This is a genomic window from Streptococcus caecimuris (assembly GCF_943193075.1).
Classification (GTDB): domain Bacteria; phylum Bacillota; class Bacilli; order Lactobacillales; family Streptococcaceae; genus Streptococcus; species Streptococcus caecimuris.
The window spans coordinates 39,705-60,167 of record NZ_CALPCT010000015.1 but is presented as its reverse complement, the minus strand read 5'-3'; the positions used below and the strand labels follow the sequence as shown (position 1 = coordinate 60,167).

The following is a 20,463-nucleotide window of genomic DNA, read 5'->3' as shown; positions in this document are numbered from 1 at the left end:
GCTGCACTAAAATCAGAAATAAATTGTTGTTTTAGTTTTTTCATCCTTCTCCTACCGATAACTATTTATTATCACTATACAAAGCATTCAAATAAGTATATAATAGCATGATTATTGATAAAGGAGTTATTCATGGATTATAAACATATTTCTACTTTCTTAGACTACTGCAAAACCCATAAACGCTTGAGTTCACATACGATTCGAGCTTACAAAAATGATCTTTTGCAATTTTACAATTCAAATTACAGCAGTGTGGAAACCTATGTTGAACATTTGACGAAATCCAATATTAAATCTAATACATTACGTCGCAAAATTGCTAGTTTGAAGGTGTTTTACAGCTACTTAAAATATCATAATTTAGTTGATGAGAATCCTTTTAATCAATTACGTTATCAATTTAGAACGGAAAAAATATTACCTAAAACGATTCCTTATGATATTTTGAAAAGTATTTTTTCACATCTAGAACAGAAAGTTACCTATTCAAAAACTAAATATCAAAAACAAAAAGCTGAAAGAAATTTGCTAATCATTTCCCTATTGCTTTCAACTGGAATTAGGATTTCCGAACTTTGTCATATTCATCTTAAAAACATTAATCTTTCAAATAGGACTCTCCATATTATGGGAAAAGGCAAGAAAGAACGTATCCTATTTTTAGGAGATCAAATAACATTTAGCTTACTAGAAACATATATAAATAACTACTGCTTTCAACCCAGTGACTACCTATTCTCTGGAAAATATTCTTTCAACCCATTGTCAGAGCAAAGTGTACGTTTAATTCTAAATACCCTTGTTAAACAACATAACTTAACTACACCTATTACCCCCCATATGTTTAGACATAGTTTCGCAACAATGCTTCTAGATAGTGATGTAGATATTCGATACATTCAACAAATTCTTGGACATAGTTCTATCTCAGTCACACAAATCTATACTCATGTATCTCAGTCAAAGCAAAAAGAAATTCTAACTCTGTGTAATCCCATCGCTTCGATTCATTCACAGTCAAAAAAATAGGGCTACCTTCATAGAGGTAACCCTATCCTGAATAGTCAAGTCCAGTATCGTCACGAACTTCGAAGTTATAGGCAAATGACTGATCTGTTGTGTCTGTGCTTGTCTTGATTGCCCCATAGAGATGATAGCGACTGATCCTTGGCTCATTGTCAACTGTAGTGGGTTGATATAAAGTTACAATCTGGAGAGGACTAAATTGGTTCTCTCCTTTTTAATGTTCAAAGTGATGAGAATTATAGTTCCTATAACCGTCAATTCCTTGTAAACCTTTTCATTTTTTTGTATAATATATTTGAAAAAGGGTGGCATAAAGTAGTAATACCCAATTTGTAAAATTAATAAGATGCGCAAGTTTTAATTAATTTGGGCATTTTTGATTACTCAAAAGGGCTACCATCCGATATTGACTTCATTAACATGAAGGTGTTCATTATACTAAAAAAGCAAAGACGAGGTAATTACCTCGTCTTTGCTTTTTTACGATTTTCCGCTATACATAGTAGTATACTTCTCCTGATAAAATTCTTTTTCTTATATTTTAGTGAACTCCATGCTGAATCACTGAAGTCAAACAAGTTCTAAAATCCTGAAATTCTAACAAATGCCACGTCACCTCATCGTCATCTAAGACTGTCACAGTCTCGCCTTTAAAACAATGTGGGATAGGGACAGTTTTCTTTTGAAATGAATGTAAAACAACCATATCTACTAATTTATTGTTGAAAATTATATGCAGACAAAGGATGTCATCAATATGATTTTCAACCACTAGATAAGTTTATAACTCTAGATGATTGTACAAATTTGGCTGTTGTGTCATATAGTATTCAAAATTTTCATCCTTAAACTTCCACTTTCTTCGTTGTTCTATAGACTAAAATGATTGTCTCAGTTGCGAGTGAGTAGACTAATTTACAAAAGCTGATTTCAACGAGACAATTCGATCACATTGTTTCGCATGGTCTAAATTATGTGTGACGATTAGAATTGTTTTTCCAAACTGATCTCTCAATGACCGAATTAAGTCAAATGATTTTTGAGCCATATCAGGATCCAATGAACCTGTTGGTTCATCTGCCAAGATGATATCACCTGGTTTTAGAATAGCTCTCACGATGGCGATTCTCTGCTGCTCACCTCCAGATAATTCATTGACCTTGCTATCTAGTCTATTTTCCAAACCAACAAACCGCAAGGTTTCTTTAATCTTTTTCTCCTTCTCTTCCTTAGAGAAATTAGTAAAGTTCATAGCAAGCATGAGATTATCTTTTACACTGGATGTAGAGATGAGTGCATTTGATTGAAATAGATAGTTGATAACATTCTTTCGATAGTTAACCGCAGAACGCGAATTCACTTTTGGTAAGATCTTCCCGTTGATTAAAATCTTACCACTATCAATATTATCCAAAAGGCCAATCATATTAAGTAACGTAGATTTTCCAGAACCAGATGGCCCTACTAAAGCTACAAATTCATTTTCCTCAACATCAAAACTTAAGTCTTTTAAAATCTCACGTGACCCAAATTTTTTTGACACATTTTGTACGGAAATCATAGACATTAAATCACCCCTTAAACGATTGTATGAGACTTTCTACTTCTTTACGGAATAGATTGAAGTAAAGAAGTAATAATTGGAAAGCAAATGTAACTAGTGCTAAAACTATTCCCAACTTAGAGCCTAGTAAGATAGAAACTAGTAGTTCTATCGCAGAAACACCAACGACAAGAGAAAGAACACCGCTATACCTCTTCCAAGGAGAAAAGCCCATGAAGTATTGTACATACAGTTTTTCTTCGAAAAGCAAGCGATAAATCAAGACAAAACTCCAAAAGATAGCCATCATAGTAAAGACAATAATAGCAATGATACTTCCAAATAGGTAGAAAGTATAGCCGAGATCTTTCTGAAGTCCATTGATATAATTCTTAACCGTTGTAAATTTCAGTGCATTGTCTGATAAATCAGGGAACTCATTTTCTAAAATTGATTTTACCTGATTCGTTGTTTCCTTATCACGAACTTTCAAAATTCCGTCATATCCACTCACAGATAGGTTTGCTGATTCCATGAAGTACAAGTTTTCAGGAGCTGCTACAAAAATAACAGGTTCTTCACTAGTTACACCTCGATCGATTGATCTTGACCAAGTAAAAATGGACTTAGATGGCTGATAGGTTCTAAATAAAAATCTTGGATTTTCTGTAAACTTAGTCCCTATATCCCCTGGTTTTACTCGAACAACTTCTTGTAAATAAGCCTTCATGGTTTCAACATCCGCTGAACCTAGAGTATCAGGAATAAGGTACAATCTGGCACCATTACGTATTTCGGATAATTCTTCATTACTTAACTCAACTCCTAGTTCAGATAAGTAATTATAAGAATAGGTTAAATACCAAAATGGTTTTTTAGGAACATTTTGATACGTACCATAGATTGTATCAAGGTATTCTTGCCCGAGATATTCTCCCTGAGCAATATAAACACCTGGAATCTCTGAAATTCGTTGGTAAAAGTGATACATGCTGCTTTCTAATGAATTTGTATTACCAGAGTAGGTTCCTATATCATCCCCTTCTACAAAATCCGAAATAACATACATATTTTCGACACTTTTCCACTCCCTAGCTACTTTGACATTATCAATGAACTGATTCATTGGCGCATCTAAGGAATGACTAACTGCTATTAATAAACCAGCTACTAAAGTATAGAATAACAAACTGGTTGCCATTAATGGTTTCATTGGTAACCGTTTATGAATTGCAGCTAATGGAGAAACCAAATAAACAACAATACTTGGAATAATTAATGTTAGCAATAGTAACAAGATTGAAAGACTTGTACCCGCAAAGACTAACACAAATGATGATAATCCAAAACTAGCCCAACCTGACAAAAACCAAGTTGCTAGTGCGGAAACAGGTGCAATATAAATAGAAAACAGAAGAGAATCCTTGAAGAGGGCAGACCACAACTCCTTCCTATCCCATCCAAGTAGTATCAATGTCCCAAAATGTTTAAAGGATTGTAAAACACATATTAGGAAAAGAACAAGAAGAACCATAGCATTTACTGCAATACTAGCAGCTAAAACGATTGGCACAATTCCCTCAACAGTATTACTGCCAAAACTCTCTCTAATCAAGTCTTCAACAGAAATCCCAGTAATGGATGAGAGATTTGATAAAAACGTTTCTCTTGAGAGGTTGTCCTGAAGACCATTGATATGATATATCCCGTTTATTGTATTTGTTTCTTGAAAAATATGGTCTAACCGATTAATAACAACAGGGGTTGTAAATAACAAGCTCGGTAATTCATAGAGCATATTATCAGTTCCCTTATCAAGTCCAATAGTCAAGTTATTGTCACTATGGGATAATAAATCTGAAATTTGTTGGCGTGATAAAATTATTTTACCACCGTTTGTAAAATCTGAAAAACCTTCAGGATTGCCAAGAACATCTAAATATATTCTATTTATTGAACCATCCCTACTACTATTTGTAGTACGTTTCGTCCAAATAGACAAGTCACTTTGTTCCAAAAAGTATTGGTATACACTTTGCGACTGTTCTTCAGATAATCTTTGAAGATAAACTGTAACTGTCCTAGAATTACGGTTATAACTTTGCCATGCCTCCTCATACTGAACACCTGTAAAAAAAATTGCCATCAGAGCAAGTAGTACGCTCTGAATGGCAATCAAAAACAGGATTAAGTACTTCATTTTACCTAATAACATGTTTTTGTATGTCATAGGCGCTTACCTACAATTCCAGTAACATTGTGCTGTACCACTTCCAATATATCTAGATGCACGTGCTTCAATTCCTGGCCGTTTCCAACCTGAGAAACCTCCGTTAGCACTTGCTGCGTGTTCATACACACCAGATTGAACGTGTGAGTAACTCCAAAGTCCTACTGTACGACCATAGTTCCAATAAACGGCAGAACCTTTATAATAAACTGTTGCGGCAGAAGCGATTGAACCACCTGCACCAGCTAGGGTAAGAGCAAGTAACGATGTTGAAATAATCTTCTTAATTCTTTTCTTCATAACATAGTCTCCATTTCATTTTTGACTAAAACTAACAATTACAACTCTTTTTTAGTAACTTATGACAACTTAGTACATTGGCAACTATCCTTTCTTTGAACTGGTAATACTACCAGCTTATTCATAAAATTTTACAATTCATATTTTAAAATTTTACAGAATATAATTCTCCAGGATCAAAGCCTAAAGGGGCGGGAGCGGGATTTATCGATGGTTTACCAACAATAACTAATAAACCCGCTAATAAAACTGCGACAACAAACTTTTTAGTTGCTTTCTTCATATCTTGCAACCCCTTTCATATTCCTTGATTGTATTCTATCACGCAGAAAATTATTTGTCAATTGTATTTATAAAGATTTTTTTATTTTATTTTTTTATTATGAATATGTTTATTTTAACCGTAGAAATAACTCGTTTCATGAGAGATGTTATAATAAATGCATATAAAAAACAACACAGTAAAGACTGAGTTGTCTATAACAATTATGCTGGTAATGTTTCATTGATAAAACGCTCAAGGTCTAAAGCCATCTTATCATTTCCCTCTAGCAGGTATGCACGCTGCGCTGTTACAAAGTACTGTTTAACGGCATCTTTATGGGCAAAACCTTCACTAACATTCCCAAGTAAACAGTAAAGATTAGCTAAACAGTAGAAACTATTATTTTTGAGACAAATACCAATCGTTTCAAAAGTCTCACTTATCGCTCTCTCTGTTTGCTGGTTTAACCATAGATACCGACAAAAGTTATACCGACATTTAATCAGAATTTCAAGTTCATCAATTGTCCGAACCTTAACACTCTTAAAAAGATTGGTCATGCGATTATAGACTTCTTCAAATTTTGAGAGTTCATCCGTCTGAAAGTAAAAGTGTAATAAACTATTTGAGATATTCAAATATTCCCAATCATATTCGCTATATTTTGACAAAATAGCTTCTAATTTTTTGATCGCTTCATTCTGTTTAAGGTCATGGTTAAACAACACAATAGCCTCTATCCACTGAAGGTATAACTGATCGGAGAGAGGGAGTTTTACTGTCTTCGCAGCTTCTAACTCATAGATATATTTTAGTGAATCATAATCTCGTAAGTCTAAGAATTTCTTAGATACAGCACGAAATTGAGTCAAAAACTCCGATTCGACATGGATATCCTCGTCAAAAAAGTAGTCCATTGATACATTTAGCTTTTTTGCAAGGGCATATATTAAGTCTGAGCCAGGACTATAGTCTGCATCTCGCTCAATTTTACTGATTTGGGCCTGTTCACAGATACCAGCAGCCAATTCAACCTGAGACAAATTCAGTTCTTTTCTCCGACTACGCATTCGGCTCGCCAATAGTTTCCCCATATGGCCACCTCTATTCTATGTAATATTTATCTTTATATCACAAATTATAACATTATGACTTTTATTTTTCAATTATTCATACTCACCTAAAATCAAAAACTAATCCAACTTCTATGAACAATAGTACTGTCCAATGCAAGCTCCTAATCACTTCTTGCAACTTATCAATGACTTCATTGAGAGTTTTAAACATCTTGTTCTTGAACCCTCGCTTCCGAATCTCTGCCCAGACTTGCTCAAGAGGTAAATTCTTATCCCCAAATTCATGGAATTTCATATTTCAACTCATTACTGTAGGACTTTCACTAGCTACATCCCTAGTTTGATGTTATTGTACTGATATTTTTAGACAGAGTTTTTATTATCCAACCTACAAAAAAGAGAGAACTTGCCACTCCTTTCTGAAACCTATACCTCCACCTATTTCTCCAGTTTTATCACCTTATCATAGCGCTTCAAGTCCTCTTCACTATAGTGATGAATCACTTCTACGAGTGTTTGAGGGAGCGAGAAGAGAAGTTGACTGATTTTCTCTTGATTTTTAAGGTCCAGATTGGCTTTGACTTCATCAGCTAGGATAAATTGGCGATTGTGATAGAGAGCACGTGCAATTTCTAACCGCTGCTTCTCACCGCCCGACAGAGTCTGGTTACTAGGGGTTTTGCTTTGAAGAGCTTTCAAACCAGTTTGTCGCAGGATTTCATCCATCTTTACGGAATCCAGTTCTTGTCCCAAAGCAATATTTTCCTCTAGGCTCAAACCATCAAAGATATGACTAGACTGGAGAATGTAGGCTCCTGCCTGATAAAGTTCATCCGAGGTTAGCTCTTGCCCATGGTAGCGAATCCGACCATGACTGGGCTTAATTTCACCATAAATTAGGTTCAGTAAGGTGGTTTTCCCAGACCCACTTTCTCCGATAATAGCAATCTTTTCGCCTTCCTCAATAGTTAGGTCACAAGGGGCTAGAATTTCTTGACCATCACGCACTACACTTACTTGCTTTAACTGGATAGGAAAGACAGAACCTTCGAGAACAGAAGGCATTTCAAAGCCCACTCCCAGCAATTTTTGATATTTATCACAGAGAGACTTAGCTGATTTTCTAGTATTGATAAAATAAGACAACTCCTGAAATTGATAGCCAATATTATACGATACTAGGTAAATCCCTACAAAGCTGGCTGCAGATAGGTAGTTATAATAGGTCATGAAACCACCAATGACAATAGGCGCGACCGAGCAAAAAGCATCAATTCCATTGATAAAGAGACTATTTATTGTCCGTTGCTTCTCATAGGCGATTTCTTCCTTTAGAGTCTTATGCAAATCTTTAGAAAACAATTTGAAAAACAAACTTTGTCCCCGATAATACCGTATGGAACGAGCACCTGCGATCATATTGGTTGCTTGAGAGACATAGACTTGGTTCGCTAGGGACTTCTCCTTCGTAATTTCATCCAAACGTTTAGAGCCAATTCCACTACAAAGAGTAGGTATCGAATAAAAAACGATAAAGAGCAAGCCAAGATAAAAATTAGTCCAAAGAGCATAACAGATAGAGACGGTTGTAAATCCCAAAGAAGAAATGATAATAACAGTCGACTCAATATAATTATCTTCTAGCTGTTTTACATCATTTTCCAAGTCTGACAAAACTTCCTCATCCGCAATCCGACGACTATATAAGAAAGTCTGAAAGATATCCTTCTTAATACCCAACTTGAAGTCTGTCAGTACTCGTGCATAGTAATAACGTTTTCCCGCCAAACCCAGCAAGAGAATCAAATTTCCAATAATCCCCCAAACCAAGACTTGCCATAGCAAATGCAACTGGTGATTGGTAAAACTAGAGACAATATACTGAATCAAAGCTGGTGTAATGATAGCCTCCAGCCAAGTAATCATAATCGCCACAAAATAGAAGAATAAGTGCTTCTTGGTTACATAAGATCTAAGCATAACGTATAAACCTCCTGAAATTATTTACCAACTTAGATAGTCGCTCTTTATCTCTAGAAAGGTATATAATTTGTTGTATGCAGTATTCCATAAGTTCTGGCTTGTGGCATTCTATGAATTCTCCATTCTCGTTAATGACAGTGGAATAACCATCAATTACATTGGCAACACATTCTATACACATACCTCTACACCAGCAATCTTTACACTTAGAAAAATTATCCTTATTATTAAATGTTTCAACATTTGGACTATTATGACTCCCCCAGAATCTAAAGCACAACTTCTTACTTCCATCTACGTCAAAAGTAATTGTATTGGAAGGATCAATATCATCGCAGAAAGTATGGTTTGTACTCTTGTAAATCATAGATATTAAAACATCGTATAAGATTGGGCTAATAAATGCTTTCTCATTACAATCAATTACATTCTGAATAGATGTATCTATAAAAGTTTTTCTTTCCGATAAACTTTTTTCCATTTCTTTAACAATAAGTACTTTATTTTTACTGAAGACATCATTAACATTAAAATGAACATCCATCTCAGTAAAATATTTGAAAATAGCTTCTCTACTAATACCATTTTTTTGATGAATACGAGTATACGTTGATGCAATTTCGAAATTATCATAATCAATACTTTTTAAATACTTAATGAATCTCAGAGTCTTTCTGTGACTTCCTTTTCCCCTTAACCTATCATGAACAACCTCTGGTCCATCTAAACTAATTGTTAAAAATGGATGAAATTTATTTAACATATGCTTTACTCGATGATTCAAAACAGTACCATTAGTAACAGTCTCAACTTTTAATATATTTAAAAATTTAGATAATTTCTCAATAAAATATACAAACAACTCAATATTTAAAAAAGGCTCTCCTCCAAAAAGTATTAATCGATTAATTTGTTTTATTCCCTTACTTACAATTTCCTGAATTATCTTATCAGCAGTATCAAAATCCATTACTCGATTGTCCATGCCATAGTTTCCACCATCAGCATAACAGTACGAACACGATAGATTACAGCTATTTGAAATATTTATTACAACTTTCTTCAAGATTCCATCATCAAGATTATCCAAAGTATTAGACGTATTTTTATATTCAGGTGAAGAAGACAAAGTAAAAGAAATGGAATCAAAATAATATGTACCAAAATCAGTATCAATTTTTTTAATCATAGCAATCCTCATTAATGAAAACAGAGATGGGGAAATTTTTCCCCACCTCGGAAGAAACTATCGACCGCCACCACAAGAATGACTTGGTCCACAGTTATTATTAACAACATAACCTTGATCAAACTCTAAAAGATCTTCAAGGTTAATAACTTGTAGTTCTTCCATTATTTTCACCTCCTATGTTTTATATATATATCATATTACCATTTTAGGAGCGCTATAAAAAATTCCCTTATACACAATTTATTCTAAATCGTTCAACACTTGTTCTAAATGATGTTCAAACGTACATGCTAACTGTTGACTATTTACTAATTTCATTGTTGCGATACATTTTCTCATCTCAATTAAAGCATATTGATTATGAGTTTTCTTTAAATCGTACAAATTTTTCGCATAATGAAACACTAGTTTTTCATAAATTTCAGTTTCTGAGAAGTTACAAAATTTTAGTTGTTTTTCAAAATAAAGAGCATCTATTAGCTCGTTTCGTTCAATACATGTTATATAGGCATTTAACAACATGGTCGATAGTAAACGACGATTATTTGGAATATCTCTATAAAATTCAGAGCGATGGCACATTTCTTTTGATAAAACCATCATAGTTTCATGATTTAAAACATCTAATGTATTCATAAACAACAACAATTCATAACACCCCCAGTATTCTACAGAAAATAAGTACTCACTGATAAAACTAATATCTTGATCTGTCACATAGATCTTTCCTGATAAGTCCTGTAAACGAATCTTAACCAAAATCGTATTTAGCTCATAAAAAGGGCCTTTCTTCTTTTTATTTTCCAACAAACTAATCAGTAAATTTTCCATACCAACGATATCTCGCTTTGCTACTAATAAACGAATTTTCTCTAACAATTCATTAAAGTCATCTCTATGAAAATCGCGCGCTGCGTATATAAATTCTTCAATTGGCATATTAATTGCTTCAAGTGCTAAAATGAATTTTGTAATAGTTAAGTCAGCTTCTTCATGCTCAAACCTTGACAGGTGAGAACTTGATACTCCACATTTAGAAACATCTTTTAGTGACAGTCCTCTTGATTCTCTAAATTTTTTAAAAATTTTTCCGTATTTCATTTAAAGTACCTCTTAAATTGTGTATAAGGGAATTTATTACAATATCTTGAATAACATTATATCATAGGAGAAAAAGAAAAGAGGTTGCTATTATGAATAAAAAATTATTTTTTTACTTATCTTTAGTAATACTTGGAGGAATCATAGTTATAGGAGTTGGATAATTTCACTCTCTTATAAAAAGAGGCTGGGACAAAAGTCCTAGCCTCTCAATTGTCTTTGGATTGTCAGCAATACGTAGTGGTTGAGTGGGCTCTACTACGCTGATTTCATCAGCTTTTACAGCCCTACTCAACTGTGCGGAGGTGGGACGATGAAATCGAATTCTAACGAATTACCGATTTCTGTCCCACTCTCTTTTTATAGTGTTTGACGTGCAAATAAATTAACCTAACGAAAACTATCTTTTTAAAATCAATTATTTTAAGGGTCTTTTTTATATGATAAATTGCAAGAATAAGTGCAACATTTACTTGAACTCATCCTCTAGAGCTTCACAAGCAGTTCTGTAAGCTAAACATTTTCGTGGTCGGTGATTGATATCAAATAAAGCCTTGTTCAAATCCTCATCAGAGATAACGGCTAAATCTGTTTTCTTTGGGAAATATTCTCTTAGTAAGCCATTTGCGTTTTCATTGCTTCCTCTCTGCCAGGAAGAATAGGCGTCCGCAAAGAAAAAGGGAATTCCTAAGTTCTCCACCAGAGGATAGCAGGCAAACTCTTTTCCCCCTGTCTGAAGTGAAGGTTTTAAGAGCCTCTTTTGGAAATAGCCTACAAAGTTGTTCGATAGCTGAAAACATGGCTTGGGCTGTTCTATCTGGTATCTTGAAAGCTAAGTAAAAACGAGTTTTTCGCTCTAGAAAGGTCGCTAAACAGCCCTTACTTTTGCCTCTGGAAGACACCACAGTATCGAGCTCCCAGTGGCCAAAAGTCTCACGATTCCTGACCTCTTTAGGACGTTTGGCAATCGACGTGCCAATCCTAAATGCCCCACGTGTTTCTTTGGGCTGTCGACTTTTTCCCTTTCGGCGCAGGACGCTTAAATCCAGATCAATCAAACCAGCATAGAGCCAGTTATAGATGGTTTTAAAAGCTACCATTGGCTTTTGTTCAAGCTGATAGCGACCACAAATCTGTTCAGGTGACCAAGAGGCTTTTAACCCCTTCTCAATTTCCTTTTTCAACTTTGGTGTCAAACAAGACTTCCGACCCTTTTGCTTAGCCCTGTGGTCGTACTGTTCCTGTGCTAAGACGGCGTAGTAACCATTTTGGCATCGTCTTAACTCTCTTGAAATGGTAGACTTATGAAAGTCAAGTTTACTTGCAATTTGGCAAGATTTTAAACCTAAATCCAAGTAAGTTTCTATCTTTATTCGGTCGGTTATGGTAAGATGGGAGTAGCTCATAGTTTTTCCTCGGGTTCTGTTTGTGCGGTTACTTACAGTTTACACCAATGAAACGCTATGAGTTTTTTTGTTGCACTATATTTTACAATTTATCATTTGATAAAATCTCAATAAAAAAGACTTAGAATCATGTTAACAATAACATTAATTCCAAATCCTTTTATTATTTATCTTCTAACTATATTTAAGATAGATACTTAAATTATATTACTGTTTTTCAAAAGTTCCGTCTGCTACACGAAAATCACTGTTAACAGTTTCAATTGAATTAAATTGAATCTTTAAATATTTTACTTCTTTTTCATCTTTTCCAGGTAATTCAGCTTTAGCACTCGCTGCACTAGAAACCTTTAATTTGACATATTTTCCAGCGATTTTCCAAGTTCCATCTCTAGATTCGTCTTTATTATTTGTTACTTCTAGTGTTTTATCGCTATTGAAAACGATAGTTGAATCGTGTTTACTATCATACCAAGTACCAATAATTTGCTTCTCTGGTCCTGAATTTTGATTCAAGAAAAAGAATACCCCACCGGCAACCGCAAGTACTAAAACAACTAAAGCAATAATTTTTTTCATTATTTTTCCTCCTATAAATATCTAAAGATATTAATTATTTTTTTCATATACCTAGTTTCACTAAAATCATTAGTAAAAAATCAAATTTTGAATGATAAACTTTTATTCATTACTACAATAAGAAATACTTACCAGCTTTTATTAATCACGCTGTTTCCGTGATACTGAAATACCAAAACTACAAAGAACAATTCCCATTGCAAACACTAACCAATTCTCAATTGAACCTGTATTAGGCAAGGCTCTATTTGCAGCATATTTAGCTTGATTTCCAGCATAGCTATATACTTGTTCGTTAGAAGTATTTTCTGATATACTCTTTTCTAACGCAGGATTAAGAGAAATCATCTTGTGATCTACTTTATCGTTAAAGACTTCGCTTTGTCTTGTACGAGTATTTAAATAGGCTTCCCTAACAGCTTCATATTGGGCAGTTGCATCCAATTGATCTTGTAGAAGTGTTTTAAGTTTAGCTTCCTCTCTTGCTACATTCTCAAGTGCTAAACGGTGCTCTTCAACTGCATTGTCATATGCTCCTTTTGCTTTCATCAAATATGCATCTGCATTTTCAAGATGATCCAAAAGTGTTTCTAAAGCAACTAAGTTAGTCTTTAATTTAGAAATTTCATTCTTAATTTGACTTTCTTTAGCTTTTAACTCTTCAACTTTATTCTGACGGTTTCTGAGTTCTGCTTCATCCGTAGCTTTTTTAGCTTTAAGATCTGAAAGAACTTTAAGTTCTTTATCCAATTCTGCACGCGCATCTGCTAAAACTTTTTGTTTTGTTTGAATATCTGCATTAAGATTATCAACTGCTGTTTGTGCTTTGACATAACGAGTTTTGGCAGCAATCAATTTTTGAGAAGCTTCATCTAAATTCTTTTGTGCAAGAGGTGTCTTATCTGAGATTGAATTTAATCTTGCAATCGTTTGACGTGTAGTTGTTAAGGCTGCCAAATGTTTTTCATGAATTTTAGTTACTTCATCTAAATTGTTTCTTGCAGTCTTATCTGCTATTTTTGCTTTTTCAAGCTCCTCTTTTGCAGTTTCTAATGCTTTTTGCTTAACTTTAAGGTCTGCATTTAAGTTATCCAAAGCAGTTTGAGCTTTGGTATATCTTGTTTCAGCTTCTTATTTTAGTTGTTTCGCAGTGTCGTATTTCTTTTGTGCACTTGGAGTTTGATCAGGAACTGACAATAATTCTGCTACAAGTTTTTGAGTTTGTTTCAGATTTTGATTCGCATTTTGATTTTCTAGTTTTGTTTTTTCAAGATCAGATTTAGCTTTTACTTCTGCTTTTGTAGCTTGGTCTAAATTATCTTTTGCACTTGCTAAAGATTGACGCTTGCTTTGAATATCAGCATTTAATTGATCGAGTGCATCTTGAGCCTTATTAAATTGGGTTTGTGCTTCATTATAATTTTGTGTAGCGATTTCCAATTTAGTAGTAGCTGCAGGTGTTTGATCAGGAGTAGCTTTCAGAGCATCTAATTTTGCTGTCGTTTCTTTGAGAGCTTTTGTACTTTTATCGTTTTCTGATTTAGCTTTTTTCAAACGATTCTGTGCAGAATCATTTGCCGTATTTGCTGTAGTCTGCTTAGCTTTAGCAGCTGTTAATTCATCTTCCATTTTTGAAGTATCAAATGGAGTAGCTAAAGGTTTAGCAATCCCTTTATCATAATAATCGTCAACAGTTACAAAATGGTATTCACCAGTTTGTTCATCTTTAACATATTCAAGATGTGCATCTTGACCTTTGAATTCAATAAAGTGCATGCGTCCAACACCACTTGGTGTGAAACTATTTGCAGCTCCAATTGCCCGAATATTTGTAGGAGCTTTCTGCCCAATCATAAGTTTCATATGTCCAAAATAAGCATGAACATCATTTGCCATAAAGCTAATTACAGCATCATATACCTCACGATACAATTGAGACATTGTTGCTTTACGAGTTTCTTTAGCTTCTGAATAATACGCACCATAACCAAGCAAAGTATTATCATAGCTCATGTTTTCTCCAGTCCATACGATGGAATCTAATCCATCTTTCGCTAAAGCAGTATCGCTGTGACTTGTGCTATATGGTTTATTTTCTTCAGCATAGGCTTTTGCAATGTTTTTGACACCCTGAACAGATTCTTCAGTGACAATATAATGATGACTACCCCAAACTTGGTCTTGCAGATTGTTGGCGAGAAGTGCATAATATTGGCTCAAAGCTTCAATTTGCTTGTCAGTTAAATTGTCTAAATCTACGACTGAATCATCGATCGGCAAAACAATATCCTTGTTTGACCATTCCTTTATGAATATATTTTGGTGTTCAGGGGAATATTCTGTTAATGCAGTTCCAAAATCATATTTACTATCTTTGAACCATTTTTGAATAACGTCGTTTAAGGCATTTTTATTTGCGTCTGAGTCATCAGCAAGATAAGCCTTGTAGGCATCAATGACATCCTGAGGCAATTGAGGAATAGTGAGATTTTTAATTGCTGCAATTTGTTTATTGAGGGTTTCAACTGCCTGATCAGCCTTCTCTTTATTTTCTTTTGCTTCCTGAGCTGCTGATGTAGCACTCGCTAACTCATTTGAAGTTTCATTTACTTTTGCCTCTTCTTGGCTTTTCTTAGTAGTTAAAGCTGAAATTTCTGAAGCTTTCTTAGCATCATTTTCTTTAGCTGTTTTGAGCTCTTCTTCTGCACCAATCTTACTATTTTGTTTATTTGCTAAATCATTTGCTTTGCTATCACGATTTGCGATTGTTTGGGCAAGTTGTGACTCAGAAGCATCAAGATTACTTTGAGCTGAAACCTTATTTTCTTGAGCTTTCTTTAGATTCTCTTGTGCTTGTTTTAGTTTTTCCTCAGCAGACGACAAGTTTTTCGCCGTTTCTTGGCTTTTCTTTATTTGATCTGTTTCGACAGACTTTGCATTTTTTAGTGCAGTAGCTTTTTTATCATCCGCTTCTTTGGCACGATCGAGTTCCTGTTTTGCTGTATTTTCAGTTGCTGTTTTAGCATCTAAATTTTTTTTAGCAGCATCACGTTCTGCTACAATTTCTTCAACGCCAGTACCGTCTAAAACTTTCTGAGCAGTTTCTTTCTCTTTTTGAGCCTTCACTAATGCACTCGCTGCTTCTTCTGCAACCTTTTTAGCATCTGCTAATTGTTTAGCAGAAACCTGACTAGCACTAAGTTGCGTTTTTTCATCAGCTGAAGCTTTACTGAGTTCTTCAGCTTTATTTTTGTCTTCGCTAATAGCATTTTCCAAAGCCTTTTTCGCATCTGATTCTGCTGATTCTTTTTCAGCTACATCACTTTTTGCTTTGTCTCTTTTAGCAATGATTTCCGATGCTCCAGTACCATCAAGATTTTTTTGTGCAGTTGCTACTGCTTCCTCAGCTGTCGAAACTTTCTTTTCTTGCTCTGAAATTTTATCTTGATCTTTTTGAATAACTTCTGATTGCTGATTACGTTCTTTCTCAGCTTCTAGAACTTTATCAGATGCATCTTTTAGTGATGTTTCCTTTTTATCAATATCAGCTTTTACTTCTGATATTTCATTCTTCGTTTTTTCAATTTTTTCAGGCGTAGCTGATAATTTATTTTCCTCAGCATTTTTTAAGTCAACATTTGCCTCGGAAACTTTTGTTGCAGCAGTTGCTTCCGAAGCCTTAGCGTTTTCTAATGCACTTTCTTGATTTGAAACCGATTGATCCGTTTCTTCCTTGATCGTTCTTGCTTCTTCTACAACTTCAGAAGTTGGCGTTTTCGTTACAGTTGCAACTCCATTATGTACAAATACTCCGTCTACTTGTTTTATATTTGTAGACGAAGGAGTTGTCGATCCAGTACTTAATGTTGACTCATTTGGCTGAGTTGCAGTTACTTCATCCGCTTGTACAACGGAAATTCCCGCAAAAGCTGTAGCTATTGATACAGCAGATACAGTTGCTTTGATCGTTTTCTTTTTCATAATTCCCACCTTTATGATAGAGTATTGAGCAAATTATCACTATATAATTATAAACAACCGAATTATACTATATTTTAGCAACTTTGTAAAGTTGTAACCAACCTTTTAAGAACTAGAACCTAACCTTATAAGGCTGTAAAATAGTCTTAAGAGGTGAGCAATGTCAGAATTACAAAAGTATATAAGCAAACGAATACGGATTCTGCGGACCCAGTCAGGAATGACTCAGGAACAATTAGAAGAAAAAGCAGATCTTGGTACCAATTACGCGTATAAGTTAGAAAATTTAGAGCCCAATATAAAAATTAGTACTCTGGAGAAAATTATAGATGCGTTGAATGTTGATCTACAAACTTTTTTTGATTTAACACTTAAAGAAGAAAGTACTGACTTAGCACAGCTTATCGACACTATCAAATCTTTACCAGAGTACAAACAAAATAAAGTCATTTCAGCTATTAACACAATTATTAACGAGACAAAATAAAAAGAGTGGAAAAGGATAAGTATAAAAACGATTCCTTTCCCACTTTTTTTGTGCCTAAAAATATGGCCATTAGCTATTAGAGCCTGCGATTCTTGGGTAACCAAATGTCATATCGAGGTTATCTTTCTCGTAATTCTTGATCAATTCCCAGAAATCTGCAACTGATAACGCTGCAACTGATTCATGCCAATTGAATCTAAAAAACAAATCTAAGAGAAAATTAATTACAAGATGGATTTTAGCTGTTTGTTCTACAGTATCAAATGTAATCAAAATTTTCTCACACAACGGATCAATTAATTCAATCTCAATGCTATCATTTACAAAATTGAATGACACTTCTTGATCTTGATCATTCAAGATTGAAATATACTGATCCTCTTCAAATGTTGAATAAAACATTCTAATATTAATTTCTTCATTTCGATTAATTAACTCTGAAATATATTGTTGAGTTAAATTAATCACATAATTTTTGTAATTTTTCATTAATTTTACCTCAAATTATTATTTAAAAAAGTTTTTTTCATCTGTGAATTTTCACGGTGGTCTCACTCTCTCTAATATTATTAAACGATTGTTCTTGAGCATCTGCTACCTCCTTTTTTGAGGAATAAAAAAAAGACAGTTCACCACCGCCTTTTTTTCTTCACTATTATTATGCCATTTTTTTGTAAAAATAAAAACAACATTTCCGTTCCTAAAATAACGATGTTTTTCTTCTATCTTTATTTTTATCAAAATATGGCATACTATTATTGTAAATTAAATTGAGCAAGTAGAGCCATTATTCATATGGTGAGAAAGTTTGTTACTGGGCACGGTTAACGTACTTATTTCTCATATGCTAGTCATTGCAAAGGAAAAAACTAAGAAAAAAAGAAAGAAAATCTAAATGGTTATTCTCTACTGAATAACATGAAGTAAAGAATAACCATTTAGTAGATAAAAAAGTAAAGAAAAACGTGTTTAAGGTAAAATAAAAAAGGTAAAAATAAAAGTAAATACTAAAAAAATAACTAGTTTAGCAAAGCAAAAGAAAAATGTAAAAAAAAAGTAAAATAGAAAAGTTTTATAAGCTCGAACAAGCAATGACATCTTTATGATCCTTCCAAACATAGATCACGGTGAGTACTGAAAATCTATCGCAAACATTAAACTTCAAGAGTTAGCCTCGATGGGAAGAATCAAAAGCATACCCAGCTTTTAAAAAAAGGGTGGGAGGCAGTTTAACAATAATATGTACTATTTTAGATAGAAAGGAATGTATAATGCCAAGAAAAAGAAATTCCCTCAAGCACGATTTATTTATTGCAGCTTCAAAAAATATCACAAACAATCGAACGAGGACAAGCTATAAAAGAGCAATTACTCGCTTCACAAAGTGGGCTAAAGAACACAACATTAGAAAAAAATCAGATATTACTGAAGAAGCGATTCAACTATATCAACTAGATCTAAATGATGATCCAAAACAATACTCTGTTGCTACAATTCATACTTATTTAGCACCTATCTGCAAAGCAGTTGATATCAATATGAATAGAATTAGAAAAGACAAGCGTTCAAGTGACAAAATTATCAGAGGACGTGTAAAATCAAAAAACTCACAAGGTAAACATCAAGAAACAGACTCTCGCTTCTCTCGGCTGGTTAATTTTCAGAGGGCAGTTGGGATTCGTAGATCCGAATTAAAAAAATTAAAAGGAAAAGATATTCGAAAAGATAATAATGGAAATTACTATGTTTTAGTTCAGCGTGGGAAGGGAGGAAAATTTCAACCTCAACTTATTCTTCCTCAAGATGTTCCAGTAGTCCTTGATACTTTTAAAAATAAACAAGAGGATGATTATATCTTTACAGATGTGGAAATGAATAATCTAATCAATCTACATGGGATGCGAGCTCAACATGCAAGAGAGTGTTATTACTTCTACTTGAAGAAACTCCAAGATAATCCAAATTTCAAGGTGAATTTAAAAAATTTTTTAATAGAACGTTGGGAGGTTGGTCACCAAAATTTAAGGGATAAATCATTAAAGAAATTTGAAAAACAAAAGAAAAACTTCATTAATGAACTAAGAGATGAACCTTATAAAATTCGTGGATCAAACTATAAAAAAGCCTTAAATTCAGCCCTGCCTACAAAATATAATCGTTTAGCTTTGATGGCGGTCTCGGTCTTCCATCTTTCCCACTGGCGTCTATCCGTTACAGTGACCAACTATATTCTTTAATGTTTCTCATTTTCTACTAAAAAATGAAGAAAAAAAACGGAAAAAAACAGTTTTTCATCGTTTTTATGGCATACTTAAATTATGGGTTGTTGTATGGCTAATAGTTTTAACACATTTTACAGACATGGTATAAATTTAAAGGAGAAAAAGATGTCAATTAAAAATCAGTTACAAAGAGAATTCAAAGGTTCAAATTTTGAAATTCGTGAAAAATTAATAACAGATACCTACTTCACTAGCTTTTTAGAATACGTTAGTTCACCTGAATCAATCTCAAAATTAATTGAAGAAGGCTATGCTGATAAAAGAAATCAGTTAGATGAATACATTGATTTTGCACTTTATCATAATTTAATTACTATGCGAAATAGTATTATTCAAGCTACTGATCTTGGTTTAGCTTGGGTGTGGTGGGCATATGCACCAGTTGAAGGCGATGATTGGATTTAGGTTAAAACATCACCATGCTTTCTGCATAAGGTAAAACTAACAAAGGAATTATATAGTCTATTTTGTTGTAGAAAAAAATCCCCGCCAAGATCTAACTTGGCGGGGATTTGGTGGGGAATAACTCCCCTCTTTAAGATTTAAATCACCTTAAGCAATTCTTAACCTTAATATACTAGGCTTTCGCATTCAATTTGCGTTACTCTATTATTTAAGAGTAACTGAAGCTCCAGCTTCTTCCAATTTACCTTTGATTTCTTCAGCTTCAGCTGCAGCAACACCTTCTTTGATGACACCAGGTGCACCATCAACAAGTTCTTTAGCTTCTTTAAGACCAAGACCAGTGATTTCACGTACAACTTTGATAACGCCGACTTTCTTGTCGCCTGCAGATGTCAATTCGATATCGAATGAATCTTTAGCAGCACCTGCGTCAGCAGCACCAGCTGCAGCAACAGCTACAGGAGCAGCTGCAGTTACACCAAATTCTTCTTCGATAGCTTTTACAAGGTCGTTCAATTCAAGGATTGAAGCTTCTTTAATTTCAGCAATAATGTTTTCAATGTTCAATGCCATTGTTATTTCCTCCAAATAAGTTTTAATTTTA

General features: G+C 33.9%; 18 protein-coding genes and 2 pseudogenes. 4 read left to right on the top strand and 16 right to left on the bottom strand.

The window, feature by feature from the left end; translation table 11 throughout:
- Window positions 1-132 precede the first annotated feature (132 nt).
- Window positions 133-1,032, top strand: a complete 900-nt coding sequence (locus NFR56_RS07175; RefSeq protein WP_070505413.1) for a tyrosine-type recombinase/integrase — start codon at window positions 133-135, stop codon at window positions 1,030-1,032.
- Between the two features lie 907 nt (window positions 1,033-1,939).
- Here the strand turns inward: NFR56_RS07175 and NFR56_RS07170 are convergent.
- From NFR56_RS07170 to NFR56_RS07115, 14 genes and pseudogenes are all read right to left on the bottom strand, one after another.
- On the bottom strand, window positions 1,940-2,596 hold the full coding sequence (locus NFR56_RS07170; protein WP_049492958.1) for an ABC transporter ATP-binding protein: 657 nt from the start codon (window positions 2,594-2,596) through the stop codon (window positions 1,940-1,942).
- A gap of 4 nt (window positions 2,597-2,600) precedes the next feature.
- Complete coding sequence (locus tag NFR56_RS07165; RefSeq protein ID WP_251458371.1) at window positions 2,601-4,802, bottom strand: bacteriocin-associated integral membrane family protein; 2,202 nt, start codon at window positions 4,800-4,802, stop codon at window positions 2,601-2,603.
- Between the two features lie 6 nt (window positions 4,803-4,808).
- Window positions 4,809-5,102 (bottom strand): hypothetical protein, encoded by a 294-nt coding sequence (locus tag NFR56_RS07160; protein ID WP_023919386.1) that lies wholly within the window; start codon window positions 5,100-5,102, stop codon window positions 4,809-4,811.
- Window positions 5,103-5,247: 145 nt separating this feature from the next.
- Complete coding sequence (locus NFR56_RS07155) at window positions 5,248-5,385, bottom strand: hypothetical protein (protein ID WP_155167719.1); 138 nt, start codon at window positions 5,383-5,385, stop codon at window positions 5,248-5,250.
- 203 nt (window positions 5,386-5,588) lie between these two features.
- Complete coding sequence (locus NFR56_RS07150; RefSeq protein WP_251458368.1) at window positions 5,589-6,461, bottom strand: helix-turn-helix domain-containing protein; 873 nt, start codon at window positions 6,459-6,461, stop codon at window positions 5,589-5,591.
- Between the two features lie 92 nt (window positions 6,462-6,553).
- Window positions 6,554-6,705, bottom strand: a pseudogene (locus tag NFR56_RS09890) (IS630 family transposase); the annotation flags it as partial.
- Between the two features lie 176 nt (window positions 6,706-6,881).
- Window positions 6,882-8,423: a streptosactin export ABC transporter GggC gene (gene gggC, locus NFR56_RS07145; protein ID WP_023919391.1), complete on the bottom strand. Its 1,542-nt coding sequence runs from the start codon at window positions 8,421-8,423 to the stop codon at window positions 6,882-6,884.
- A complete protein-coding gene (gene gggB, locus NFR56_RS07140; RefSeq protein WP_023919393.1) occupies window positions 8,416-9,615 on the bottom strand; it encodes a streptosactin maturase GggB in 1,200 nt (399 codons plus the stop codon). The genes gggC and gggB overlap by 8 nt, the downstream gene beginning before the upstream one ends.
- Window positions 9,616-9,672: 57 nt before the next feature.
- A complete protein-coding gene (gene gggA / locus NFR56_RS09900) occupies window positions 9,673-9,780 on the bottom strand; it encodes a streptosactin (protein WP_023919395.1) in 108 nt (35 codons plus the stop codon).
- A gap of 78 nt (window positions 9,781-9,858) precedes the next feature.
- Window positions 9,859-10,719 (bottom strand): Rgg/GadR/MutR family transcriptional regulator, encoded by an 861-nt coding sequence (locus NFR56_RS07135; RefSeq protein WP_023919397.1) that lies wholly within the window; start codon window positions 10,717-10,719, stop codon window positions 9,859-9,861.
- A gap of 469 nt (window positions 10,720-11,188) precedes the next feature.
- Window positions 11,189-12,125 (bottom strand): annotated as a pseudogene (locus NFR56_RS07130) (IS30 family transposase).
- 207 nt (window positions 12,126-12,332) lie between these two features.
- Complete coding sequence (locus NFR56_RS07125; RefSeq protein ID WP_003004846.1) at window positions 12,333-12,704, bottom strand: hypothetical protein; 372 nt, start codon at window positions 12,702-12,704, stop codon at window positions 12,333-12,335.
- A 141-nt stretch (window positions 12,705-12,845) separates the two neighbouring features.
- The gene (locus NFR56_RS07120; RefSeq protein ID WP_251458365.1) at window positions 12,846-13,799 is read right to left on the bottom strand and encodes an LPXTG cell wall anchor domain-containing protein; all 954 of its coding nucleotides are present in this window, start codon (window positions 13,797-13,799) and stop codon (window positions 12,846-12,848) included.
- A 36-nt stretch (window positions 13,800-13,835) separates the two neighbouring features.
- Window positions 13,836-16,685, bottom strand: coding sequence for an SEC10/PgrA surface exclusion domain-containing protein (locus tag NFR56_RS07115; RefSeq protein ID WP_251458351.1), 2,850 nt, complete (start codon window positions 16,683-16,685; stop codon window positions 13,836-13,838).
- Between the two features lie 160 nt (window positions 16,686-16,845).
- Between NFR56_RS07115 and NFR56_RS07110 the strand changes: the two genes are divergently transcribed.
- Entirely contained in the window at window positions 16,846-17,172 is a 327-nt protein-coding gene (locus NFR56_RS07110) for a helix-turn-helix domain-containing protein (RefSeq protein WP_013903620.1), read from the top strand.
- A 69-nt stretch (window positions 17,173-17,241) separates the two neighbouring features.
- Here the strand turns inward: NFR56_RS07110 and NFR56_RS07105 are convergent, their stop codons facing one another.
- Window positions 17,242-17,661, bottom strand: coding sequence for a hypothetical protein (locus tag NFR56_RS07105; protein ID WP_049504228.1), 420 nt, complete (start codon window positions 17,659-17,661; stop codon window positions 17,242-17,244).
- Window positions 17,662-18,443: 782 nt separating this feature from the next.
- On the opposite strand from NFR56_RS07105, the gene NFR56_RS07100 reads away from it, so the two are divergent.
- The gene (locus tag NFR56_RS07100) at window positions 18,444-19,409 is read left to right on the top strand and encodes a site-specific integrase (protein ID WP_003004844.1); all 966 of its coding nucleotides are present in this window, start codon (window positions 18,444-18,446) and stop codon (window positions 19,407-19,409) included.
- Window positions 19,410-19,559: 150 nt separating this feature from the next.
- A complete protein-coding gene (locus NFR56_RS07095; RefSeq protein ID WP_003004863.1) occupies window positions 19,560-19,859 on the top strand; it encodes a hypothetical protein in 300 nt (99 codons plus the stop codon).
- A gap of 204 nt (window positions 19,860-20,063) precedes the next feature.
- Here NFR56_RS07095 and rplL read toward each other — a convergent pair whose 3' ends face one another.
- Window positions 20,064-20,432, bottom strand: a complete 369-nt coding sequence (gene rplL / locus NFR56_RS07090; protein ID WP_003001622.1) for a 50S ribosomal protein L7/L12 — start codon at window positions 20,430-20,432, stop codon at window positions 20,064-20,066.
- Between the last annotated feature and the right edge of the window lie 31 nt (window positions 20,433-20,463).